The 21,280-nt window shown below is 61.5% G+C and carries 19 protein-coding genes and 1 tRNA gene; 5 read left to right on the top strand and 15 right to left on the bottom strand.

Going from position 1 to position 21,280, the window contains the following annotated elements; translation table 11 throughout:
• Positions 1-268 precede the first annotated feature (268 nt).
• The 3 genes from RCO31_RS32305 to RCO31_RS32295 all read right to left on the bottom strand — a co-directional run bounded on the left by RCO31_RS32305 (position 269) and on the right by RCO31_RS32295 (position 2,989).
• Complete coding sequence (locus tag RCO31_RS32305; protein ID WP_308972485.1) at positions 269-601, bottom strand: hypothetical protein; 333 nt, start codon at positions 599-601, stop codon at positions 269-271.
• Between the two features lie 301 nt (positions 602-902).
• On the bottom strand, positions 903-1,697 hold the full coding sequence (locus tag RCO31_RS32300; RefSeq protein ID WP_308972484.1) for an NAD(P)-dependent oxidoreductase: 795 nt from the start codon (positions 1,695-1,697) through the stop codon (positions 903-905).
• Positions 1,698-1,720: 23 nt separating this feature from the next.
• Positions 1,721-2,989: an MFS transporter gene (locus RCO31_RS32295; protein WP_308972483.1), complete on the bottom strand. Its 1,269-nt coding sequence runs from the start codon at positions 2,987-2,989 to the stop codon at positions 1,721-1,723.
• Between the two features lie 137 nt (positions 2,990-3,126).
• On the opposite strand from RCO31_RS32295, the gene RCO31_RS32290 reads away from it, so the two are divergent.
• On the top strand, positions 3,127-4,038 hold the full coding sequence (locus RCO31_RS32290) for a LysR family transcriptional regulator (protein ID WP_308972482.1): 912 nt from the start codon (positions 3,127-3,129) through the stop codon (positions 4,036-4,038).
• Here the strand turns inward: RCO31_RS32290 and RCO31_RS32285 are convergent.
• The 3 genes from RCO31_RS32285 to RCO31_RS32275 all read right to left on the bottom strand — a co-directional run bounded on the left by RCO31_RS32285 (position 4,028) and on the right by RCO31_RS32275 (position 6,842).
• Complete coding sequence (locus RCO31_RS32285) at positions 4,028-5,218, bottom strand: LLM class flavin-dependent oxidoreductase (RefSeq protein WP_308972481.1); 1,191 nt, start codon at positions 5,216-5,218, stop codon at positions 4,028-4,030. The genes RCO31_RS32290 and RCO31_RS32285 overlap by 11 nt on opposite strands.
• A 219-nt stretch (positions 5,219-5,437) precedes the next feature.
• Positions 5,438-5,513, bottom strand: a tRNA-Ile gene (locus RCO31_RS32280).
• 99 nt (positions 5,514-5,612) lie between these two features.
• Positions 5,613-6,842, bottom strand: coding sequence for an MFS transporter (locus RCO31_RS32275; RefSeq protein WP_308972480.1), 1,230 nt, complete (start codon positions 6,840-6,842; stop codon positions 5,613-5,615).
• Positions 6,843-7,027: 185 nt separating this feature from the next.
• Between RCO31_RS32275 and flhA the strand changes: the two genes are divergently transcribed.
• On the top strand, positions 7,028-9,256 hold the full coding sequence (gene flhA, locus RCO31_RS32270; RefSeq protein ID WP_308972479.1) for a flagellar biosynthesis protein FlhA: 2,229 nt from the start codon (positions 7,028-7,030) through the stop codon (positions 9,254-9,256).
• A 291-nt stretch (positions 9,257-9,547) separates the two neighbouring features.
• Positions 9,548-9,754, top strand: coding sequence for a hypothetical protein (locus RCO31_RS32265; RefSeq protein ID WP_308972478.1), 207 nt, complete (start codon positions 9,548-9,550; stop codon positions 9,752-9,754).
• Positions 9,755-9,936: 182 nt separating this feature from the next.
• On the opposite strand, the gene RCO31_RS32260 is transcribed toward RCO31_RS32265, so the two are convergent.
• The 4 genes from RCO31_RS32260 to fliI all read right to left on the bottom strand — a co-directional run bounded on the left by RCO31_RS32260 (position 9,937) and on the right by fliI (position 13,376).
• Entirely contained in the window at positions 9,937-10,797 is an 861-nt protein-coding gene (locus RCO31_RS32260; protein WP_308972477.1) for an anti-sigma factor domain-containing protein, read from the bottom strand.
• Positions 10,797-11,345, bottom strand: coding sequence for a sigma-70 family RNA polymerase sigma factor (locus RCO31_RS32255; protein WP_308972476.1), 549 nt, complete (start codon positions 11,343-11,345; stop codon positions 10,797-10,799). The genes RCO31_RS32260 and RCO31_RS32255 overlap by 1 nt, the downstream gene beginning before the upstream one ends.
• Before the next feature lie 185 nt (positions 11,346-11,530).
• Complete coding sequence (gene fliJ, locus RCO31_RS32250; protein ID WP_308972475.1) at positions 11,531-11,950, bottom strand: flagellar export protein FliJ; 420 nt, start codon at positions 11,948-11,950, stop codon at positions 11,531-11,533.
• Positions 11,951-12,050: 100 nt separating this feature from the next.
• Positions 12,051-13,376, bottom strand: a complete 1,326-nt coding sequence (fliI, locus tag RCO31_RS32245; RefSeq protein ID WP_308972473.1) for a flagellar protein export ATPase FliI — start codon at positions 13,374-13,376, stop codon at positions 12,051-12,053.
• 373 nt (positions 13,377-13,749) lie between these two features.
• Between fliI and ctrA the strand changes: the two genes are divergently transcribed.
• Positions 13,750-14,451: a response regulator transcription factor CtrA gene (ctrA, locus tag RCO31_RS32240; protein ID WP_308972472.1), complete on the top strand. Its 702-nt coding sequence runs from the start codon at positions 13,750-13,752 to the stop codon at positions 14,449-14,451.
• Between the two features lie 218 nt (positions 14,452-14,669).
• Positions 14,670-15,473 carry a cytochrome P460 family protein gene (locus RCO31_RS32235; protein WP_308972471.1) on the top strand — a complete coding sequence of 268 codons (804 nt, stop codon included), beginning with the start codon at positions 14,670-14,672 and terminating at the stop codon, positions 15,471-15,473.
• 74 nt (positions 15,474-15,547) lie between these two features.
• On the opposite strand, the gene RCO31_RS32230 is transcribed toward RCO31_RS32235, so the two are convergent.
• The 5 genes from RCO31_RS32230 to RCO31_RS32210 all read right to left on the bottom strand — a co-directional run bounded on the left by RCO31_RS32230 (position 15,548) and on the right by RCO31_RS32210 (position 21,261).
• Positions 15,548-16,423, bottom strand: coding sequence for a protein-glutamate O-methyltransferase CheR (locus RCO31_RS32230; protein ID WP_308972469.1), 876 nt, complete (start codon positions 16,421-16,423; stop codon positions 15,548-15,550).
• Positions 16,420-17,583, bottom strand: a complete 1,164-nt coding sequence (locus RCO31_RS32225; protein ID WP_308972468.1) for a chemotaxis response regulator protein-glutamate methylesterase — start codon at positions 17,581-17,583, stop codon at positions 16,420-16,422. The genes RCO31_RS32230 and RCO31_RS32225 overlap by 4 nt, the downstream gene beginning before the upstream one ends.
• 63 nt (positions 17,584-17,646) lie before the next feature.
• Complete coding sequence (locus tag RCO31_RS32220) at positions 17,647-18,012, bottom strand: response regulator (protein ID WP_308972467.1); 366 nt, start codon at positions 18,010-18,012, stop codon at positions 17,647-17,649.
• A gap of 85 nt (positions 18,013-18,097) precedes the next feature.
• The gene (locus RCO31_RS32215) at positions 18,098-18,568 is read right to left on the bottom strand and encodes a chemotaxis protein CheW (protein ID WP_308972465.1); all 471 of its coding nucleotides are present in this window, start codon (positions 18,566-18,568) and stop codon (positions 18,098-18,100) included.
• A gap of 11 nt (positions 18,569-18,579) precedes the next feature.
• Positions 18,580-21,261: a hybrid sensor histidine kinase/response regulator gene (locus RCO31_RS32210; RefSeq protein ID WP_308972464.1), complete on the bottom strand. Its 2,682-nt coding sequence runs from the start codon at positions 21,259-21,261 to the stop codon at positions 18,580-18,582.
• Positions 21,262-21,280: the final 19 nt, after the last annotated feature.

Below are 21,280 nucleotides of genomic sequence, written 5' to 3'. Positions count from 1 at the left end.
GAATTTCTGATCCATAAACGACACTAGAATCATAAACTTGCTAGTGTCCTGATCGAATCCGAAGTTCGCTCTGAGCTCGCTGCAAAGTATAGCGAACTTCGGATTCGGGACACTAGTGTGCTATTGTCGGGATCAATCGCTTGATGAAGGGTGCCGTGCTTCGACATGACCTCGAAGAGTTGCGCGCACCACGCGGCGGAGTTCAAGTCGGCTGCTTATCGCCGGCTGCTCGCAGACCTGCGTCAGACATTCCGCGAGATGCCTCCAATCAGCGTCGGGCCCACCAGTTCTGAAGCCGGTGCCACCAGTGACGGAATGTCGCCACAGCAACGACCGCGGCGAGCAGCGCGATGGCGACCGGAATCCAGATCAGCGCCACGCTCAGCAGCACGATCAAGAGCAGCAGACCGATCAGAACTAGAACCGCCAGGGCGACAATGATGGTGAGCGGGCCGGGCCGCGCGATATAAACGCGGCGCGCGTCGCCATTCTCGTCGATCGAAATGAAGACATGCCCCGAATCGCGCTCCTGCCGGCCTGGCGGGATGATTTCGGGCTCAAGATGCGGCCGATCAGGCTCCTGGTCGCGGCGGTCGGTCATGCGTGAAGATGTATGACCGTGACGCCGAAGCGCAACACTTCTGCGGCATTGCGCCGCCGGGATCAGCGGTTCACGAACCAAGAGGACCAACGTAATCAACAAGCCCACGATCCGCGACGTCACGATTGGAACGTCGCCGCATTATGATTTCGTGGGCGTCGCGAAGTAGAGCATTTTCACGCGAAGAGCTGCAACGCTTAGGATCACGCCGATGATCGCAGGCGCAATGCCCTCGTGCAGGCATCGCGATCTCAGACGGAATCGAAACAATTGGCCAATCCGAACTGCTGTCCGCGCTCAATCAGGCGTGCGCCAGGACCGAGCTCTTCCGGACCAGCTGCTCGACCGTCTCTGCCAGCGGCACGGCGACGGCGGATTTCTGAGCGGTCCGCAAAGCGATCTCCATATCTTTGATAGACCACACCATCTTCTTGGCGTTGTCCCAGTTCTGCAGCGCCCAGTTGTTGGCGCTGCTTGTCATGAGTGCGCGGCGCAGGGCCCCTTGATCCAATTGCCAATCGGCAGCCAATCGAAGTCCCTCTTCGTTCGCCATCGCACAAGCCCAGAGGATCATGTTGTTGACCGTTTTGGCGATTTGCGCCGCACCCAGCCGTTCACCGACGATCTCGATATCCGCACTATAGGGTCGCATCAGTACGGCTGCTTCCCTGCAGTCACTTTCAGGCCCCGAAAGGAACGCGAGCAAGTTGCCGGCGATGGCGCCCATTTCCGCCCGGCAGACCGGTGCATCGACGAGGCGCAGGCCGTGGGCCGCCGTCGCTTCGCCAAGCCGTGCTACGAGATCCGGTGCCACCGTGCTGACCACCAGCACAAGTGTCCCCGGACGGCAGCGCTCAACCAGGCCGCCGGGACCGGTGACAATCTGCTCCACCTGCGCTTCGGCGCCGACCATTATGACGACGGCCTTTGCTTCCTGCAGAAAAGTGGAAGGCTCGTCGCAAGCGGTGCCGCCCTGCTCGATCAATAAGACCCGGCGGGATTCAGAAGGATCACAGCCGACGACAGCTTGGCCGGCCTTGAGAGCGTGTACGGCCATCGGCAATCCCATCCGACCTAGACCGATAAACAGAATCACCTGCGTACTCCGTGACATGAGGATCAGTAATCGACGGCTGCGTTAGTCGTGTCGGGGAAGGCCCACGCGATCATGGACAACAACACCATCAGCACGACGGCCCCGATGATCAGCGGTGGATAGCCAATGCTGGGGTAAAGCGCGCTGGCCAAAAGCGGCGCCGCGAACGTGGTTCCGCGCGCGAATTGCAGTGCGCTGGACATACCTGTTGCACGCTGCGCCACCGGAAAGATCTCGGAGAAGAGCGAGCCGAAGACCGAAGCCGTCGCACCAAATCCTGCGTAGAGCATGAAGAACGGAACCATGATCCCAGTCAGCGATTCCAATCGCGACCAGAGACTGAAGACCAGCAGTCCACCGACCGCTCCAAGGATGGCAAATGCGGACAAGGTTGCACGCCGGCCGATACGATCAATCAGCACCGCTGCGGCCACCGCGCCGGCCAACCCGGCCAGCCCAGTAAAGAAGACCCACCACGACGCTTTGCTCAGCGAGAAGCCAGCCACGCTGACGAGATACGTCGGCATCAGCGTCGTGATTCCGTAATAGGCGAAGAGTTGGAGGGTAGCCGTGACATAGCAAAGCAGCAGCGGTCGCAGAAAGGCCGGGCTGCGATATTCCGACCAGGGAACGATGTGCTCGCCGCGGCGCTTGCGCTCCTCCCACAACTTCGACTCGGGCGTGCCGGCGCGGATGAAGACGACAAGGATGATCGGAAGGGAAGCCACGATCAGCGACCAGGACCAGCCGATGACCGGTACGATCAGCCCGCCGGCGACGGCTGCCATGACAATGCCGATGAAGATGCCGCTGTACAGCATCGAACTCCACGCACCACGCCTCTTGCTGCCCACAGTCTCTGTCACCAGCGTTTGGCCGACGCCGTACTCGCCGCCGATGCCGATGCCGGCGAAGATCGTAAAGAACAGCATGAACTCGAAATTCGGTGTGAAGGCGCGCGCCAACGTCCCGATGCAGTACTGCAAGATGCAAAGCTGCAAGGCCCAGCGACGGCCGAAGCGGTCGCATAGATAGCCCCATATCACTCCACCGACAGCGATGGAGGCAAGCTGAGCGGAGAGAATGATTGAGACCTGTCCGGGTGTCCAGGCGAACTCGAGCGCCATCGGCACGATGACGATGGTCAGAAAATAGACCTCGAAATAATCGAACACCCAGCCGAGATACGCGGCGAAAAAGGCCCGCCACGCTGCACGCTTTTCGGCCGGTGTTTGCTGCTCCACCTCGGCCTCTGCGACTGCGGATATAGAAGCGATTTCAGCTTTCGTCATTTGTCCCCGCCCCGGCTTCTGGCATCTGGCCTGATGCTTCGGCCAGACTGGTTATTGCTCGCGGCGAGAGTACCAATCCCCGTCAAGCGTGATTTAGGGAGGAGACAGCAAATGATTATTGTGCATAAAGAAATAATATGGACATCCTGAAGAGTATCCAGGTGTTTGCCCGTGTCGCAGAACTCGGCAGTTTCACGCGCGCGGCCGATCTTCTATCCATATCCAATGCCGCCGCGACGCGCCATGTGAGCTTCTTGGAAGCGCGCTTCGGCGTGCGACTCTTGGAACGCACGACGCGTCGCCTGCGATTGACCGAGGCCGGACAGATCTGCCTGGATCACTGCCTGCGTGCTCTGTCGGAACTCGAGCTGGCCGAGTCTGCGGCCAGTCATGGTGTCCTGGCGCCCGAAGGGACACTCAGGGTCAGCTCGACCTCGCTATTCTGGATGTTCCGTATCGCACCGCGACTACCTGATTTTCTGCGTCGGTACCCGAAGCTGACCTTGCAGGTGAACCTGACCGAGCGTCAGCCTGATTTGGTGGAGGAGGGTTACGACGCGTCGGTGCAGTTTCTGGATCCGGTCGGCCAGACGATGATCGTGCGACGGCTACGGCGGCTGCATCGAGTGGTCTGCGCTGCGCCCGACTATCTGGCGCGACGAGGCCGGCCGGAGGAAATCGCGGACCTAACCGGTCATGACTGCCTGCTCTATGCTCAAGGCAGCGAGGTCGTCGAATGGGAGTTTGACACACCGGAAGGTCGCGTGGCCGTTGCACCGACCAGCCAGTTGCGGTCGACCGACGCCCAAACCTTGCGCCTTGCGGCACTGGCCGGTCTTGGAGTCGTCCGTAGCCCACACTTTCTCATCGAAGAGGATTTGCAGGCCGGCCGGCTCGTGCCGCTGCTGCTGCAATGGCGCTCGGTCGATCCAGACCTCTATGTCGTCTTGCCGAGCCGCAAGTTCATGCCTGCCAAACTTCGCGTCTTTCTCGACTTCCTCAGTGAAGAATTCGGCGAGCGCGACGACTCCACTCCAATCAACCCGTAGATACTGGCTGACGCAGCCCCGCGCGTTGCAGTCGCGGCAGCACTTCCTGCACAAAGAAAGGGATTTCCTTCAGGTAGTCGAGGAATGCGATCGCACTGCCTGCCAATCCTCCCTCGCTCATCGCCACCAGCTCGGCGGTGATGTCGTCGGGGGTTCCGACCAGCGGAAAGGCCCCTGGATAGGCACCGGCATAGCGCTTGCCCGTTGCCAGATGAAAGCGTGTGTCGAACGGACGGGCAACGGTGGTCTTGCCGCTGCCGGCGGTGGTGCCTCGCTTTTCGCGGTAATAGTTCTGGCCTTCCTCATCCGCCATCTCTTCGGCGAAGTAATGGAAGAATTCCTCCGCCTCGCGCCGTGTCGGGCGGCAGACGACATGCGCCATGGTGAAAACCGAGATATCTCGGTTTCGCGACGCCATGTAGTCGCGAATATCGCCGACCACTCCGGGTATCTGTCCCAGTTGCGTCACGTTGGTGAACAGAACATCGGCTGCCTGAGCCGCGAAGTCCCTCCCCTTGGGTGAAAAGCCGGCCGACATCACCGCCGGCCAAGGCCGTTGAATCGTAAGCGGGTCAGTGTGCAACCGCTTGAGGTGAAAGAACTGCCCGTCCCAATCGAATTCGGGCCCGCCTTCCAGCAGTTTGGACCAGATTCGAAACCATTCCAATCCGTGATCGTAGCGTGCGTCCTGGTCGATGGTCACACCATGAAGATCAAATTCTTCCTGATTCCAGCCGCAGACGATGTTCAGGCCGGCACGCCCATTGGTAACGTGATCGATCGTCGCCATGGCCTTTGCTGCGAATGCCGGCGTAACCAGCGGCACGTGCACGGTGCAGAAGATTGCGATGTTGCGCGTCAATGCACCAAGAGCCGCTCCGTGGGTCAATGTTTCGAACGAGCGACCATAGATTTTTGCTTTACCTTGATAACCGCGCCACTTCGCAACCGGCAGGATGAATTCAAGTCCGGCGTCGTCAGCAATGCGCGTCATTGCGACGATGTCGGTCCAATCTGCCTTCCAGCGCTCGGGCGCGAGGCTCATGGTCAACCCGCCATCGCAATTGGCACTGAAGACACCCAGCTTGAAGCGATTTGGACCGAAGAGCGGATTGCGGTGACGATCTACTGCCATGGATTCCTCCGTTTGATCCGCAGTAGCAGGCCCGGTCTGGACCATCGAAAAAAGCTGCCCGAACGCAAAACAATTTTGCCACGTGGCGAAAAAATCTGACCTCGGTGGATCAGTGGCGAAGAGTCATCGCACGCGGCAAGCCGACGAAAGAAAGATGAGCATCGTAACGAAAAACAGTGTGCCTTAGCGGCAGGTCAGGTCACTAGGAAAATTCGGATGGCGGTCCCGCAAGAAAGTTGCGATTTTCCAAGTGTTTGATTTCGCTGGTGGGCCCGGCAGGACTCGAACCTGCAACCAGACCGTTATGAGCGGCCGGCTCTAACCATTGAGCTACAGGCCCTTTTCAGGAGCGCCGCCGCAGAGCGTGCGGCGAGACTGCACCCTTACAACGACGCTGCTGCGCAATCAAATGCTGGTCGGCGTCGCTTAAGGGCATATTTCAGGCGAACGCCGGCCGGCGGCGTGATCGGAACAGGAGCATCAACGCAATGCCGATGTTGAGCGCGTTCCAGCCCACGCCATTGAGAAAGGCAGCGCGGTAGGAGCCGGTGGCGTCGAAGATCAGGCCCGAGACCCAGCCGCCGAACGCCATGCCCGCCACCGAAACCATGATGACGATGCCGACGCGCGTAGCAGCTTCGTTCGCCGGCATGGTCTCGCGCACGATCAGCGCGTAGCTCGGCACGAGCCCACCCTGAAACAGGCCGAACAGGGCCGAGACGACGTAAAGCGATGTCAGCCCATTGAAGAAGATATAAAGGATCAGTGCGATCGCCTGGGCGATCGAGCCGATCAGCAGCGTCACCATCCCGCCGTAACGGTCCGCGATGAAACCTGAACCGATCCGGCTGATGATGCCGAAGGCCAGCATCAGTGCCAGCATCTCTGCGCCGCGCGCAACGCCGTAGCCGAGATCGCCGCAGTAGGCGACGATGTGCACCTGCGGCATCGCCATCGCAACACAACAGGCGAATGCGGCGATCGACAGAATCACCGTGAGCGCATTGGTGCTGATGCCCACGTTCACGCTCGGCCGCATCGCCGCCTGTGTCTGCCGCGCCGTTCCACGCATGCTGAAGCGCAGGATCAGCAGCAGGATAGCCATGGCGATCGCGCAGAAGATGCCGATGGCCACATGCGTCGCGCGCCACCCGTAGAGTGCGGTCCCGCGTTCGACGAGGGGCGGCCAGATCGCGCCGGCGAGATAGTTACCGCTCGCAGCGATGGTCACAGCAATGCCTCGCCTCTTGACGAACCAGTGCGAAGCTTCCGCCATCAACGGCGCAAACGTCGCCGAGGCGCCGAGGCCGATCAACACATGGATGATCGTGAACTGCCACAGCGCAGTCGACAGGCCCGCACCGACGTAGCCGCAAAACAGCGCTGCAATACCGATCGTAATGGCAGGCAGGATGCCGAGCCGATCGGCAAGCCTGCCCGTCGCGACACCGCCGACGCCAAAACCCAGCATTGTCATGGTGAAGGCGAGCGAGGCATCAGCCCGGCTTGCTGCGAATTCGCCCTGCACGATCGGCAGCACGACCACGACCGACCACATGCCGACGCCGCCCACCGTGCCGATCAGCAGCGCAAGCGCGAGCCGCCGCCATGCGGCGGCCGAGTCGGGCGTAAACGCGACGGGAGCTAGGGGGGAATCGAGCACGGGCATGGGCCGCGGACATTTGACCCGGGCTGCCTAAATATCAAGCACTCTAAGAACAATATTCTCTTGAAGCCGGACGTCGAAGCAAATCAGCGAGCAAACGCAGCGCTTTAACCTTTTGCTAACCATAAACTGGGCAAATTTTGCCGGGTGAAGTCGAGTGTCGTCGGCCAACTGAAGCGGGGAGCCCCGTGGACGCCAGCACGGTGCCTCACTTTCGAGCCGGCGGCCTATCGGCCGCTGCGCACATCTTTGGCGCCAAGGCGCGCCATTCGCGGGAAGATGCGGCGACGATGGTCGATGTCACGGCGGGGCAAGGCGGCGCAGCCGCAGGCGGTCTGAATCTCAAGGATATCGTTGATCTTCTCCGGCGCGGCGATATCGCGCTCGCGATCGGTGTCCTGACCATCCTCGTCGTCCTGGTCCTGCCGCTGCCACCGCTCGTTCTGGACCTGCTGCTGGCCGTCTCGATCATCCTGTCGATCCTGATCCTGATGACGTCGCTGTTCATCCAGGCGCCGCTGGAGTTCTCGTCGTTTCCGACGGTGCTGTTGATCTCGACCATGCTGCGGCTGTCGCTCAACCTCGCCTCGACACGGCTGATCCTCTCGCACGGCCACGAAGGCTCGGCCGCCGCTGGTCACGTTATTGAAGCGTTCGGCAACTTCGTGATGGCCGGCAACTTCGTGATCGGCCTCATCGTCTTCATCATCCTGGTCATCGTCAATTTCGTCGTCATCACCAAAGGCTCCGGCCGCATCGCCGAAGTGGCGGCGCGCTTCCACCTTGATGCGATGCCCGGCAAGCAGATGGCCATCGACGCCGACCTGTCGGCGGGGCTGATCGACGAAAAGACGGCGAAGGAACGACGCAAGGAGCTCGAAGACGAAAGCGGCTTCTTCGGCGCGATGGACGGCGCCTCGAAGTTCGTGCGCGGTGACGCGATCGCAGGTCTTCTGATCGTGTTCATCAACGTGATCGGCGGCATGATCATCGGCATCGCCCAGCAGAATATGGGTTTTGCGGACGCCGCGCGCGCCTACACCCTGCTGACCGTCGGCGACGGCCTCGTCACGCAGATTCCGGCGCTGATCGTCTCGACTGCTGCAGGCCTTCTGGTGTCGAAGGCTGGCGTCACCGGCGCCGCCGACAAGGCACTGATCGGCCAGCTCTCCGGCTATCCGCGCGCACTCGGCATGTCGGCCGGCGTCATGCTGATTCTCGCCGCCCTGCCCGGCATTCCGATGCTGCCGTTCCTGGCGCTTGGTGGTGGTGCGGCCTACCTGGCCTGGGCGTCGAACAAGCGTCTGCGCACAAAGGCCGCAACCGACGCGAAGGCCGCCGTCGACGCGCCGGCAGCCGCAGCAGCCCAGGCTGCGGCGGAAGAGCCGATCGCGTCCGCGCTGAAAATCGATGATCTGAAGATCGAACTCGGCTACGCGCTGCTGCCGCTGGTGAATGCGCCGGACGGAACCGACCGGCTCACCGAGCAGATCAAGGCGCTGCGGCGGTCGCTGGCGATCGAGATGGGTTTCGTGATGCCGTCCGTACGCATCCTCGACAACGTCCAGCTGGAGGCCAACACCTACATCATCAAGATCAAGGAGGTCGACGCTGGCCAGGGCCGCATCTGGCCGGCCAATTACATGGTCATGGATCCGATGGGCGGACAGGTCTCGGTTCCAGGCATTCACACCACCGAGCCGACATTTGGCCTGCCTGCAACCTGGATCGATGCCGCACTGAAGGAAGAAGCTTCGCTGAAGGGCTACACGGTCGTCGATGCCGCGACTGTCCTGTCCACGCATCTGACCGAACTGTTGAAGAACAACGTGGCCGACCTCCTGTCGTATGGCGAGGTTCAAAAACTCCTGAAAGAGCTGCCGAAAGAACAGGCCGAACTCGTCAAGGATATCGTCCCCGCGCAGATCACCGTCTCGGGCATCCAGCGCGTGTTGCAACTCCTGCTCGCGGAACGGATCTCGATCCGCGATCTGTCGACCATCCTCGAGGGCATTGCCGACGCGGTCGCGTTCTCGCGCAATCCGTCGACCATCGTCGAGCACGTCCGCGCGCGTCTGGCGCGGCAGATCTGCGCTCAACACACCTCGATGAACGGCTATCTGCCGCTGATCGCCTTGTCGGCAAAGTGGGAGCAGGCATTCGCCGAGTCGATCATCGGAACCGGCGAGGAACGCAGCCTCGCAATGCAGCCATCAAAACTGTCCGAATTCATTTCGCTCGTGCGCGAACGTTTCGAGCAGGCCGCGCGTGAAGGCGAAGCGCCAGTGCTGGTTACGTCGGCGGCGATCCGGCCCTTCGTCCGCTCGCTGGTGGAGCGGTTCCGCGCTCAAACATCTGTGATGTCGCAGTCGGAAATCCATCCGCGCGCCAGACTTAAGACTGTTGGGAGCATCTAGCCGATGGCGGTCGGCAAGGGTGCCGATCGGGTTTGGGAACCTCATCGTTGCCGGGAGCCGGTTCCGACACAAGACCGCAAGTCATTCATTTCGTTAGGCTTTTGTTTTGCGAACGTTGCGTAAATACAACACGCAAACGGCGTTCATCGAGTTTCACGAAATCTCACGTGCTTGTGAGGTCCCCTTTGGAACGTCGTCTCCTCGGCCTACGTTCATCCCCACGACAATGAACCTGCCAGGTGGCTGCGCTTACAAACCATTAACGCAGCGGCAAGGCAGCGGAGGCTCGGAATGAACCACTCGCTTTACAGTGCAGATCGAGCGACCCACTTGAAGATTGTTGTGGTTGCGCTCGTGGCGGCGACGGCGATCGCTGGCATCGGCATCACCGCGCGCTTCAACGCCGGCGAAGCCTATGCGCAGACGGACCGAATTCAGGTGATCAAGGCCGGCAAGCCGGTGATGGTGACGAAGACCGATCAGTCGGTCGTTCGCTAGCACGGAGAAAGGAATTCGAATTCCCGAGGCTTCTTGCGCCCCCCAACGGTTGCCTCGGGTGGTTAGGCGGACCCCCAACGCCTAGAAAGTAAGTAGACGACCCCCAAGTGACTCTACGGAAAACGCCCCCTCCCCCAGGGGCGTTTTCTTTTTTGGGATCAGGAAGCGAATAGGCTCGCAGATCAACGCTTCGCCGGCGGTGGTGTCGAGGCGGCAGGCACCGTCTCGATCAGCTTGCCCGCATAGATCGGCGCCGAGGTCGGCGCGCCGCTCGGTGAACCGCCTTCCGGTTCGACCGTGACAGCGTAGATCGCCGCATGGATCGTATCCTTGTCGAACGCCGACACGGGCTTGGTGGTGAAGTCGGTCGGACCGATCACGCCGAGCGAGCGTGGCTGGGCGAAGCGGTCGGACACCATCCAAAGCTCATAGGAGCGGCCTGCAGGAGCCTCTGGACCAGCTCTGCGCACAGTGAACTCTTTCGCGCCCGTATCGATCGTCATGATGAAGGCCGGCGGTCCGCCATCACGCTGCAACACGGCGACGAATTGCGCAGCCTGTGGCGCCTGGACGAACTCTGTCTTTCCTTGCGGCCGCAACCGCTCCGGCAAGAGATCGGGCCGATAGGCCTGCACCGCTATGAAGGCTGCAAGTCCGGCGGCGAGCGCCGTCGTCAACTGTGCCAGACTGCGCCAGCGCCTGGTGCGATCCGATAACGGCACGACGTTTCCGCCATCCGGCGTATTCTCATTGACCGACGGCGGCACAGCAGCCGAAACCGAGGTGACCTCCGGCAGCCGCATCGCAGCTTCGGGTTTGATCGCGGTTACCGCCGTCCTGATCTTGCGCCAAACCTCGTCAGCGGGCTCAACCGCACCGACCATCGCATGCAATTCGCCGAGCCGACGCTCCCATTGCTCGACCAGGAGCTTGAACTCCGGATCGGCGCTCATCATGGTTTCGACCTGCGCGCGCTCTTCGCCGTCCAGCGTCCCAAGGACGTATTCGGCAGCCATCGCGATATGGTCTTCGTCGTAGCTCATCATGCCAATCCCAGGCACTCGCGGATTTCAAGCATGCTCCGGCGAAGCCACGTCTTCACGGTATTCACAGGCGTGTTGAATTTCTCGGCCAGTTGCTCGCGGCTCCATCCGTTGTAGTAGGCAAGAAGCACAAGACGCTGACGTTCGGGCTCCAGCTTGCCTACGCAGCCCAACAGCCGTTTGAGCTCTTCGTTCATTTCGCGGCGCGCCAGCGGGTCGGGCGTGTCGGACGCCACCTCGATGGCTTCCGGCTCGTCTTCCAGCGAGGCCTCGCTGCGCTTGCGCACCAGATCGATCGCACGGTTGCGGGCGATCGACACCATCCAGGTGATCGGAGACGACAAGCTCGGGTTGAACTGCCCAGCGCTGCTCCAGATCTTGATATAGCACTCCTGGATGACCTCCTCGGCGAGATCCTGTCGCCGCAAGATACGCAGCACGACGCCGTAAAGTTTCGCGCGGGTCGCCACATACAGGCGCTCGAACGCCACTTCGTCACCCTTGGCGACAGCCGCGATCAGCCAGACCAATTCTGCCGGCGTCAGCATTTCGAGATCTACCCCTCCGCGGCCGCGGGCCGGCCAGCCGATTTCGCCTGCTCCCTCGAAGGAAGCGGTGAATTTTCGTTAAGCATACTGCCGCACTTCGCGAAGTCCAACCGCCAGAAACGACGAACCCGAGCTTTTCGCTCGGGTCTTGACCCTTTCGGTAGATTTTGAGGACTAGCGAGCCGTCAGGCCAGCGCGGTCATCCGCGAACGCATCAGGCCGATGTTATCCATTTCAGCCTGTTCGCGCGCACTCTCCTCGGCCCGTTCGCGCGCCTGGTCGCGCTCATCCAGCAGCTCGACTTTCTTCAATTCCTCGAAAGCCTCGGCAAGATGGTTCTTGGCATCTTCGAGCTGGCTCTTCAGTTCGTCGGCTGATCGCTGCAGGTTCTCGCGCCGCTGGATCGCAGCCTTCGCGTAAGTCGGATAGGCGAAATGCGACGGATCACTGATGCCCGCCCGCTCCTGCTCCGTCTGGATCTCTCGATCGAGTTCGTTGATCATGCGCTGAAAGTCGGCGATCATTCCCTCGATTTGGGCAACTCGCCGGCGCTTCTCATCGACCTGAAATTTCTTCAGACGGATGAGCGTTTCTCGTGACTTCATCGACTCATACTCCCCCGAAGTCCCTTGTGAAACGGGACTGTGTTGGCGGCCTTCCAAGGCCCGCCGACGCTACTTCGCGCGGGATGATGGGCCGACAAAGTTAGCGTTCCGTTTCCACAGGCCCTAGAATTTGTGCCAGCAGCTGATAACCAGCGATTAACCCGGTCGCCTCGTCCTTGGCCTGGCCAAGAAAGCCTTCCAGCGGTTTGTGCAGGCGAATCGCCTCATCGACCTCCTCGCTGGAGCCCGCACGATAGGCGCCGAGTCTGATCAACTCTTCCATGTCGGCATAGGCCGCCATGATCTGACGGGCGCGCGTGATCACCGGCCGATAGTCCGGATGCGCCGATCTCGGCATCGTGCGCGAGACCGACTTCAAGACATTGATCGCCGGATAGCGTCCACGCTCGGCGATCGCGCGCTCCATGACGATGTGACCGTCGAGAATACCACGAACAGCATCGGCAACCGGCTCGTTGTGATCGTCACCGTCGACGAGCACCGTGAAGATGCCGGTGATGGTGCCGTCGCCGGTGCCGGGGCCGGCACGCTCGAGCAGCTTCGGCAGTTCGGTGAACACCGTCGGCGTATAGCCTTTCGCGGTCGGCGGCTCGCCCGCAGACAGGCCGATCTCGCGCTGGGCCATGGCAAAGCGCGTAACCGAATCCATCAGGCACAGCACATCCTTGCCGTCGTCACGAAAGGACTCCGCGATCGCCAGCGTCAGATAGGCCGCCTGCCGCCGCATCAATGCCGGCTCATCTGACGTCGCGACGACGACCACAGAGCGCTTAAGCCCTTCTTCGCCGAGATCGTCCTGCAAGAATTCCTGCACCTCGCGGCCGCGTTCGCCGACAAGGCCGATCACGGAAACATCGGCGTCCACATTGCGGGCGAGCATCGACAGCAGCACCGACTTGCCGACGCCGGAGCCTGCGAAGATGCCCATCCGCTGGCCGCGGCAACAGGTGAGGAAGGTATTCAGCGCCCGAACACCCAGATCGAGCGGGCTCCCCACCCGCTTGCGTGCGTGCGCCGCCGGCGGCGAATTCCGGAACGGGACTGGCGAGGCGCCTTGCGGCAGCGCTCCCTTGCCGTCGATCGGCTCTCCCATGGCGTTGACGACTCGACCGAGCCAGGCTGCAGACGGCCGCACCTGACCGGCCGCCGTGGCAAGGCTCGCGCGGCAGCCGCGACGCACGCCATCGAGACTGCCGAACGGCATCAGCACGGCGTTGGCGCCGGCGAAGCCGATCACCTCACAGGGGATGTAGCGGTTCGTGCTGGTCTCGATCACCAGTCGAGCGCCGACTGACATCGCATGGATGGGTCCTGCAACCTCGACCATCAGGCCGCGCACGCCCACAACGCGGCCATAGATGTTGACGGAATCGATCTCGGCGATCTGTTCGGCCAGCGCCTTCATTGCGAAAGCCTTAAGTCTCCGACAATTGGCGCAGCTCCCTTAACCCCGTGTTTACCCGCATCGTTAATCATTGCGTCACTGTCTTTGATGACTGAAGACCCGTGCCTTCAGAACAGGGGTGCGAGTCGGGTGAATCGGTTACCGCCGAGTCCTAAAGCGGGGTCTGAATACGAGTGGGGAAGAAAAACTGGTTTGCTGCAACATCTTAGTGCGATTCGGAAGAATTAGCACGCAAGACTCTTGCGGACGGGAATCAGGATTTGTTAACCATCTCCAGTCAGGGTCCGAATCAGTTGTTTAAAGGCGTTATTCCACGGCGCGGCTTTTATTCGCGCCGACCTGACGCCCGGAGCGGCGGATAGAGGGGACTGGCATGCGCGTTCTGCTGATTGAAGACGATAGCGCCACCGCGCAGTCGATCGAGCTGATGCTCAAATCGGAGAGCTTCAACGTCTACACGACTGACCTTGGCGAAGAAGGCGTCGATCTCGGAAAGCTTTACGACTACGATATCATCCTTCTCGACTTGAACCTGCCGGACATGTCCGGCTACGACGTGCTGAAACAATTGCGCGTCTCCAAGATCAAGACGCCGATCCTGATCCTCTCCGGACTCGCCGGCATTGAGGACAAGGTCAAGGGTCTCGGCGTCGGCGCCGACGACTACATGACGAAACCCTTTCACAAGGATGAACTGATCGCCCGCATCCACGCGATCGTCCGTCGTTCCAAGGGTCACGCCCAGTCGGTCATCCAGACCGGTGATCTGGTCGTCAATCTCGACACCAAGACGGTGGAAGTCGGCGGCCAGCGCGTGCACCTGACCGGCAAGGAATACCAGATGCTGGAGCTGCTTTCGCTCCGCAAGGGCACCACCCTGACCAAGGAGATGTTCCTCAATCATCTCTATGGCGGCATGGACGAGCCTGAACTGAAGATCATCGACGTCTTCATCTGCAAGCTGCGCAAGAAGCTGGCGAATGCTTCCGAAGGCCGCAACTTCATCGAGACGGTGTGGGGCCGCGGCTACGTGCTGCGCGAGCCGCACGAGGAAGAAGAGCGCATACCCGCCTGAGCCTTCTGAAGGCTTCCTCCGAAACCCCGCCCAAACCGGCGGGGTTTATTTTTTGCCGCGGCAATACGGAAGATAGGTGCGTTGGCTGCGCAAATCGCCGCACCGTGTGCTCCCGATCCGGAGCTCAAAAACACTCAAATCCAGAACGTAACGAAAATCGTTTTATTACGAATTGGCTGCAGACCGGGGCCTGCGTCGCATCACGTAAGGAGGAGAGTATGAGGACGCTCGGGCTGGCCGCGGCCGTCGCACTCGGCTCTGTGTCCGGCGCACTGCTTGGATACGCGGCGCTCGCTGGCGGCGACAAAGTCGCGTTCCCGGAAGGCTTCGACAAGGGCGTGCGCTACGCCACCCTCGATCGTCATGACATCAAGCAATATCGTGAACTCTACGCGGCACCTGCCGCGGTCGAGGCCGTGCGCAAGGGCCGGCCCATCCCGAGCGGCGCGGTGCTGACGCTCGTCCAATACAAGGCGCAGCTGGACTCTGCGGGCAATCCGATCAGGGACGCGGACGGCCGCTTCCGAAAAGGAGACCTCGTCGCTTACGCGGTGATGGAAAAGCGCGACGGCTGGGGCGGAGGATACAGCGACGACCTTCGCAACGGCGAATGGGAATATCAGGTGTTCGGCCCGGACAGGCAGGCGAGCGTCACGGCCAACCTGACCGGCTGTTTCCAGTGTCACAAGCCGCATGCGGGGCAGGATTTTGTCATTTCGCTTGCAAGCTTGAAAGGCACGCCCGAAAGCGCGGCAGACCAGTCCGTGCCCGCTCCCAGGGACGTCTCGATCGCCGACTTCAAGTTCGGCCCCGCGACTGTCGTCGTCAACAAGGGCCAGCCCGTCACCTGGCACAACGTTGACACCTCGCCGCATCAGATCACCATCACCGGAGCCAAGCCGCAGCGTTCGTCGATCATGCTCAAGGGCCAGACAACGCAGCTGACGCTCGCCGATGCCGGCATCTACGACTACATCTGCAGCCTGCACCCGGCGATGAGGGGTAAGATCGAGGTGAAATAGCGCTGGTGTCCCGAAGCGGGCGCCTCAGAATTCGCTCCTCGGATTCGCGGCAGAGAGCGAATTTCTGAACCACACTAGCGCCCGGCCTGCGCGAACCGCGCGTTCGAGATCATTGGCACGATCGACGGCGATTTCGCTGTCGGCGCTGCCGGATGGTAGAGCCCGCGCCGTTCGGGATGGGGATTGAAGCCGGCGCTCAGGCCGACCACGGTTTCGGCCGCGCCGAGCACGAGGAAGCCGTCGGGCTCGATCACTCTGGCGAGGCGATTGAACACGTTCACCTTGGTGTCCTGATCGAAATAGATCAGCACGTTGCGGCAGAAGATGACGTCGAACGTGCCGAGATGCGAGAAATCATGCAGCAGGTTGAGCTGCCGGAACTGAACCATCGCACGGATTTCAGGCGACAACTGCCATGTCTCGTTGATCTGCGTGAAATGCTTGACCAGCATCTGGATCGGCAGGCCGCGCTGCACCTCGAACTGGCTGAAGATGCCCGATTTCGATTTCTCCAGCACTTCCTGCGACAGGTCCGTGGCAACGATCTCTGTTCGCCAGCCGTGCAGCGATGCGCTCATCTCCTTCAGGATCATCGCCAGTGAGTATGGCTCCTGCCCCGTCGAGCTCGCCGCGCACCAGATGCGGATCGTACGGCGGTGTTTGCGCGCTTGCAGCATCGCGGGCATGATGGTGTCGCGGAAATGCTCGAACGGCACCTTGTCGCGAAAAAAGAAAGTTTCGTTCGTCGTCATCGCCTCGACCACGGCGACGATCAGCGGCTCCCCGCCGAACTTCATTTTCGCCACCAGATCGCTGATGCCTGTCAGGCCCTTGCGCCGCGCGAGGGGAATCAGCCGGCTTTCAACCAGATATTGCTTGTCGGCTGAGAGAACGAGGCCGGAGCGCTCTTTCAGCAATTTCTGCAGGTACTCGTACTCGGATGGCGTCACGAACGATCTCCGGAAAACACACGCACCAGCTTCGGGCCGATCTGGCCGAGCGGTAGAACTGCCGCACAAATACCCGCCTGGGCCGCTGCACCGGGCATTCCCCACACCACGCTCGTTGCTTCATCCTGAGCGATGATGTTGCCGCCGGCCGAGACGACATCCTTGCCGCCGCGCATGCCGTCCGTGCCCATTCCCGTCAGCACCACCGCCATGACGCCTCCGCGCCAGACGGCGGCGGCGGACTGAAACAGCGGATCGACTGCCGGCTTGCAGAAATTGATCTGCGGACCGTCGTCGAGCGCGACGACGATGTCCGCGCCATGCCGGGCGACCCGCATGTGCTTGCCGCCGGGTGCGACATAGATCTGTCCGGCCTTGACGGTCTCACCGTCGACAGCCTCATGCGCGGGGCGCTTGCTTGCGCGCGCCAGATGCTCGGCGAGGATGGTCGTGAATGTCGGCGGCATGTGCTGAGTGATCAGCACCGGAAACCGATCGATCACCGGGCCAATCTCTGTAACCAGCGCCATCAATGCCTGCGGTCCGCCGGTAGACGAGCCGATCGCGAGCACGCGCGGAGCCGTCGCGCCGAACGGACGCCGGGTGAACTGCCCGGCTGACACTGGAGCCGGCGGACGGGGCGACACGTGCGCGCCACCAGGCGCCGGCACCAACGGCGGGCCGTGCGGCACGGGTTTGGCCCGGCGGCGACGGGCGCCGAGGTGGCGGATCTTCTGGATCAGGTCGCGGCGGAAGGTCTCTGCGGCGCCGATCTCGCGTGCGCTTTCCGGCTTCGGGATATAGTCGGCCGCGCCGAGCGACAGCGCCTTGAAACTGATCTCTGCGTTACGGCGGGTCAGCGTCGAAGCCATGATGACGACCAGGTCGCGTTTCTTCGCCAGCATCAGTGGCAGCGCTGAGATGCCGTCGAGTTCAGGCATCTCGATATCGAGCACGCCGACATCGGGATCGACCCTCGCAACGTGCTCGACGGCCTCGCGCCCCGTGCGCAGGGACGCCACGACGAACATGTCAGGCTCCGCCTCGATCCAGCGCGAGATCAGGCCGCGTATCACAGCCGAGTCGTCGACCACCATGACGCGCAGACGCTCGTCCCGCGCATCGATGGCGCCGTTCGGCGCCGCTAACGCTACACTCATTACTCACCAACACAACGCGATTGCGTGACGCCGGAACGGGACGTCCCGGCCACCTTGGGCCAGCTAGATCAGGCCGACTTCATGAAACTTGGCGGTGACAATGTCCTTGTCGAACGGCTTCATGATGTACTCGTTGGCGCCGGCATGCAGAGCGCGTGCGATGTGGGCAACGTCGTTCTCGGTCGTACAGAAGACCACCTTGGGCGTGTTGCCGCCCGGCATCTGCCGCAGATTGCGGAGGAAGTCATAGCCGTCCATCACAGGCATGTTCCAGTCGAGCAGAACCGCATCGGGCAGCACATGGCGGCAGGCTTCCAGTGCCTTTTCGCCATTCTCGGCCTCAGTGATCTGAAACTCGAGGCCTTCGAGAATCCGGCGCGCGACCTTTCTGATCACGCTTGAGTCGTCGACAACCAGACATGTCTTCATTGCACTGCCTCTGCTTCTTCTCGAAATTTCCGGCAACTCCTTCTAAGTGCCGGTTGCTTGCTTCGTTGTGACGCACGTGCGCGCTTCAAGCTGCCATAGCGTCCGACGACATCTCCAGGATCTGGTCGACATCGAGAACGACCATCAGGTGCCCGTCCAACCGATGCACGCCGGCGCTCATTTTCGCCATGCGCGGATCCATGTTGACGGGATTTACCTCACAGCCGTCGTCGGGCAGCTTCAGCACTTCGCCGATCGAATCGATCAGGAGCCCGTACGACTCGCCGCGCAGATCGACGCCCACGGCCATGGACTGCGCACCGTCGCTACGTTTCGGCAGGCCGAGGCGGGCGCGCATGTCGATCGCCGTGACGATCCGTCCGCGCAGATTGAGCACACCGGCGACTTCGGCGGAGGCAAGCGGGACGCGCGTCAGCCGCTCAGGCATGAACACATCCTGCACGCGCGAGATCGGCAAGCCGAACAATTGTCCGCCGATCATCGTGGTGACGTATTCGGTGGTGTTGGCCACAGCGCCCGTATCGTTGGCAGTCATATCTCAAGTCCTCAGGCGGCGCGATGAAGCTCGGTTGTCTGTTCTTTTAACGCGGCAATCAGCCCCGGTCGGTCGAACTTGGCGACATAGTCATGGAAACCGGCCTGCCGGCCGCGCTCGATCGCCGCCGGTGAAACCATCGACGAAAGTGCGATAATCGGCACTTGGCCGAACTTCTGGTCGGCGCGGATCGTCTCGGCGAATTCGAAGCCGTTCATTTCCGGCATTTCGATATCGGTGAGGATCGCGTCGAACTGGTTGCCAGCCCGCAATGCGCCAAGGCCTTCCCTCGCATTGGTCGCGATCGAGACGCGATACCCCGCAGCCTTCAGCACCGGCGCCAACATGTTGCGGAAGAACGCCGAGTCGTCGACCAGCAGCACCGATTGCGCCTGCATCGACGGCCGCATCTCCTTGCGGCTGAACCAGTCGGCGAACGCCATCGGCAAGAAGTGGCCGATATCGATGACTTCCGTCGCCTGCCCCTTGATCACGGCCGAGCCGAGGATGCCGTCGCGGCCGCTCGCGACTTCGATGTTGAGTCGCTCCTCGACGATGTCGACGATCTCGTCGACCACAAGGCCCATCGAACGCCCGTCGTCGGCAAACACCAGGATCGGTTGAACGCCGTCCTTGCGGACGCTGACACCCTCCATTTCGACTAGCGGCATGAGCTGGTCACGGTACTGCACCATGTACCGACCGTTCGAAAGCTCGATCTTGCTCGCTTCGATTTCCTCCAGCCGGGTAACCAGCGCCAGCGGCACCGCCTTTGGCTGAGTTGATCCGGCCCGGAACACCAGAAGCGACGTCATCTGATCGCTCGACGCGTTGCGCATCGCCTCATGTTCATCGGACAGATCGCGGGCTGCATTGGCGACTGAGGTGCCGATCGCTTGCACGATACCGTTCGGATCGATGATCATGATCACCGAACCGTCACCGAGGATCGTGTTGCCCGAGAACATCGTAATGTGACGCAGCTTGCTCGACATCGGCTTGACGACGATTTCCTCGGTGTGGAAGACGCCGTCGACGACGATGCCAAAGGTTTGGCTGCCAACCTGGGTCACCACGATGAAGCCGTTCTCGTGATCGATCTCCGCGCCGTCGTCGATCCTCAGCAGTTTCTTCAGATGAATCAGCGGCAACAGCTTGTTGCGCAGTCGCAGCACCGGCGTGTCTTTGATGCGCTCGATGCGATGCTCCGAGTTCGCGCGCGCCCGAACAAGCTCGACCACCGAAAGCTGCGGAACGGCGAAACGGTCGCCGGCCGCCTCGACGATCAGCGCCGAGACGATGGCGAGTGTCAGCGGGATCTTGATGATGAAGCTCGAGCCTTCGCCCAACACCGACTTCACCTCGATCGTGCCGCCGATCTGGTCAATATTGGTGCGCACCACGTCCATGCCGACGCCGCGGCCGGACACGTTCGTCACCTTGGCCGCCGTCGAGAAGCCCGGCGCAAAGATGAATTTGTGGATCTGCGCTTCCGTCATCTTCTCGAGCTCGACCTCGGAGACGATGCCGTTGGCTAGCGCTTTGGCCTTGATCGCCTCGGTATTCAGCCCGCGGCCGTCGTCGGCGATGCAGATGATGATGTGGCCGCCTTCATGATAGGCGGACAGGCGAATCGTGCCCTGCTCCGGCTTGCCGGCATTGACGCGATCGGCCGGACTCTCGAGCCCGTGATCGGCCGAGTTACGGACCATATGCGTCAGCGGATCCTTGATCAGGTCGAGCACTTGGCGGTCGAGTTCGGTGTCGGCCCCATGCATCTCGAGCTCGATCTGCTTGCCGAGTTCGGCTGACAGGTCGCGCACGATGCGCGGCAGCTTCTGCCAGGCGTTGCCGATCGGCTGCATCCGCGTCTTCATCACGCCTTCCTGTAACTCGGCGGTGACATTCGACAGGCGCTGCAACGGCACCTTGAATTCGGAATCCTCGTGACGGCGGACGATTTCAAGAAGTTGATTCCGCGTGAGCACCAGCTCCGACACCATCGTCATCAGGTGCTCGAGCGTGTCGACGTTCACGCGGATCGACTGGTTCGCGATCTTGTCGGCGTCGCTCATCGGCGCATCCATCTCGATGACGGACTTCTTCGCGGCCGGCCTGGCGGCGGCTTTGGCGGCCTGCGGCTCGGCCTTTGCCGGCCCGGCCGCGACGACAACGTCCGGCACCGTCTCGCGAAAGGCCCGCTCCAGTTCATCGAGCGAAACCTCTCCGGGCCGCAGCGCGCGTTCGAGGGTTTGCGAAACGAGCATGCCTTGCGTTGCGTTAACGACCGCGTCCAGCACCGCGGCCACCGCCGCTTCGCCCTGTTGCACCATGCGCTCGAGTTCATCGATCAGATCGCGATCGCTTCCTTCGGGCTCGGCTTCAGTCTGCTCGAGCCTTGCGAGAATGTCCTTGAGCCGATCGATCGTCGACAGGATGAGTGTAACGGCGTCCCCGGTCACCGCCTTGCCGTCACGAAACCTGCCCATCAGCGTTTCGGCGGCATGCGCCAGCGCCTCGAGGCGTGGCAGCCCAAGAAAGCCGCAGGTGCCTTTGATGGTGTGAACGAGACGGAAGATGTTATCGAGAATCTTCGCGTTGTTGGGGTCCTGTTCGAACTTGACCAGTTGAACGTCCACGAGATCGAGGCTCTCGTGGGTTTCGGTCAGGAATTCGCGGAGAAGATCGTCCATGTAACACGTGCCCCGGAAA

Source organism: Bradyrhizobium sp. LHD-71, from assembly GCF_031157255.1.
Taxonomy (GTDB): Bacteria; Pseudomonadota; Alphaproteobacteria; order Rhizobiales; family Xanthobacteraceae; genus P52-10.
This window is presented reverse-complemented; position numbering and strand designations above follow the sequence as displayed.

Bases quoted from the DNA above. Each gene is read 5' to 3' on its own strand.
- RCO31_RS32305 (WP_308972485.1), bottom strand. From the start codon at position 601: ATGACCGACCGCCGCGACCAGGAGCCTGATCGGCCGCATCTTGAGCCC.
- RCO31_RS32295 (WP_308972483.1), bottom strand. From the start codon at position 2,989: ATGACGAAAGCTGAAATCGCTTCTATATCCGCAGTCGCAGAGGCCGAG.
- RCO31_RS32290 (WP_308972482.1), top strand. From the start codon at position 3,127: ATGGACATCCTGAAGAGTATCCAGGTGTTTGCCCGTGTCGCAGAACTC.
- RCO31_RS32285 (WP_308972481.1), bottom strand. From the start codon at position 5,218: ATGGTCCAGACCGGGCCTGCTACTGCGGATCAAACGGAGGAATCCATG.
- RCO31_RS32275 (WP_308972480.1), bottom strand. From the start codon at position 6,842: ATGCCCGTGCTCGATTCCCCCCTAGCTCCCGTCGCGTTTACGCCCGAC.
- RCO31_RS32265 (WP_308972478.1), top strand. From the start codon at position 9,548: ATGAACCACTCGCTTTACAGTGCAGATCGAGCGACCCACTTGAAGATT.
- RCO31_RS32260 (WP_308972477.1), bottom strand. From the start codon at position 10,797: ATGAGCTACGACGAAGACCATATCGCGATGGCTGCCGAATACGTCCTT.
- RCO31_RS32255 (WP_308972476.1), bottom strand. From the start codon at position 11,345: ATGCTGACGCCGGCAGAATTGGTCTGGCTGATCGCGGCTGTCGCCAAG.
- fliJ (WP_308972475.1), bottom strand. From the start codon at position 11,950: ATGAAGTCACGAGAAACGCTCATCCGTCTGAAGAAATTTCAGGTCGAT.
- fliI (WP_308972473.1), bottom strand. From the start codon at position 13,376: ATGAAGGCGCTGGCCGAACAGATCGCCGAGATCGATTCCGTCAACATC.
- ctrA (WP_308972472.1), top strand. From the start codon at position 13,750: ATGCGCGTTCTGCTGATTGAAGACGATAGCGCCACCGCGCAGTCGATC.
- RCO31_RS32235 (WP_308972471.1), top strand. From the start codon at position 14,670: ATGAGGACGCTCGGGCTGGCCGCGGCCGTCGCACTCGGCTCTGTGTCC.
- RCO31_RS32225 (WP_308972468.1), bottom strand. From the start codon at position 17,583: ATGAGTGTAGCGTTAGCGGCGCCGAACGGCGCCATCGATGCGCGGGAC.
- RCO31_RS32220 (WP_308972467.1), bottom strand. From the start codon at position 18,012: ATGAAGACATGTCTGGTTGTCGACGACTCAAGCGTGATCAGAAAGGTC.
- RCO31_RS32215 (WP_308972465.1), bottom strand. From the start codon at position 18,568: ATGACTGCCAACGATACGGGCGCTGTGGCCAACACCACCGAATACGTC.
- RCO31_RS32210 (WP_308972464.1), bottom strand. From the start codon at position 21,261: ATGGACGATCTTCTCCGCGAATTCCTGACCGAAACCCACGAGAGCCTC.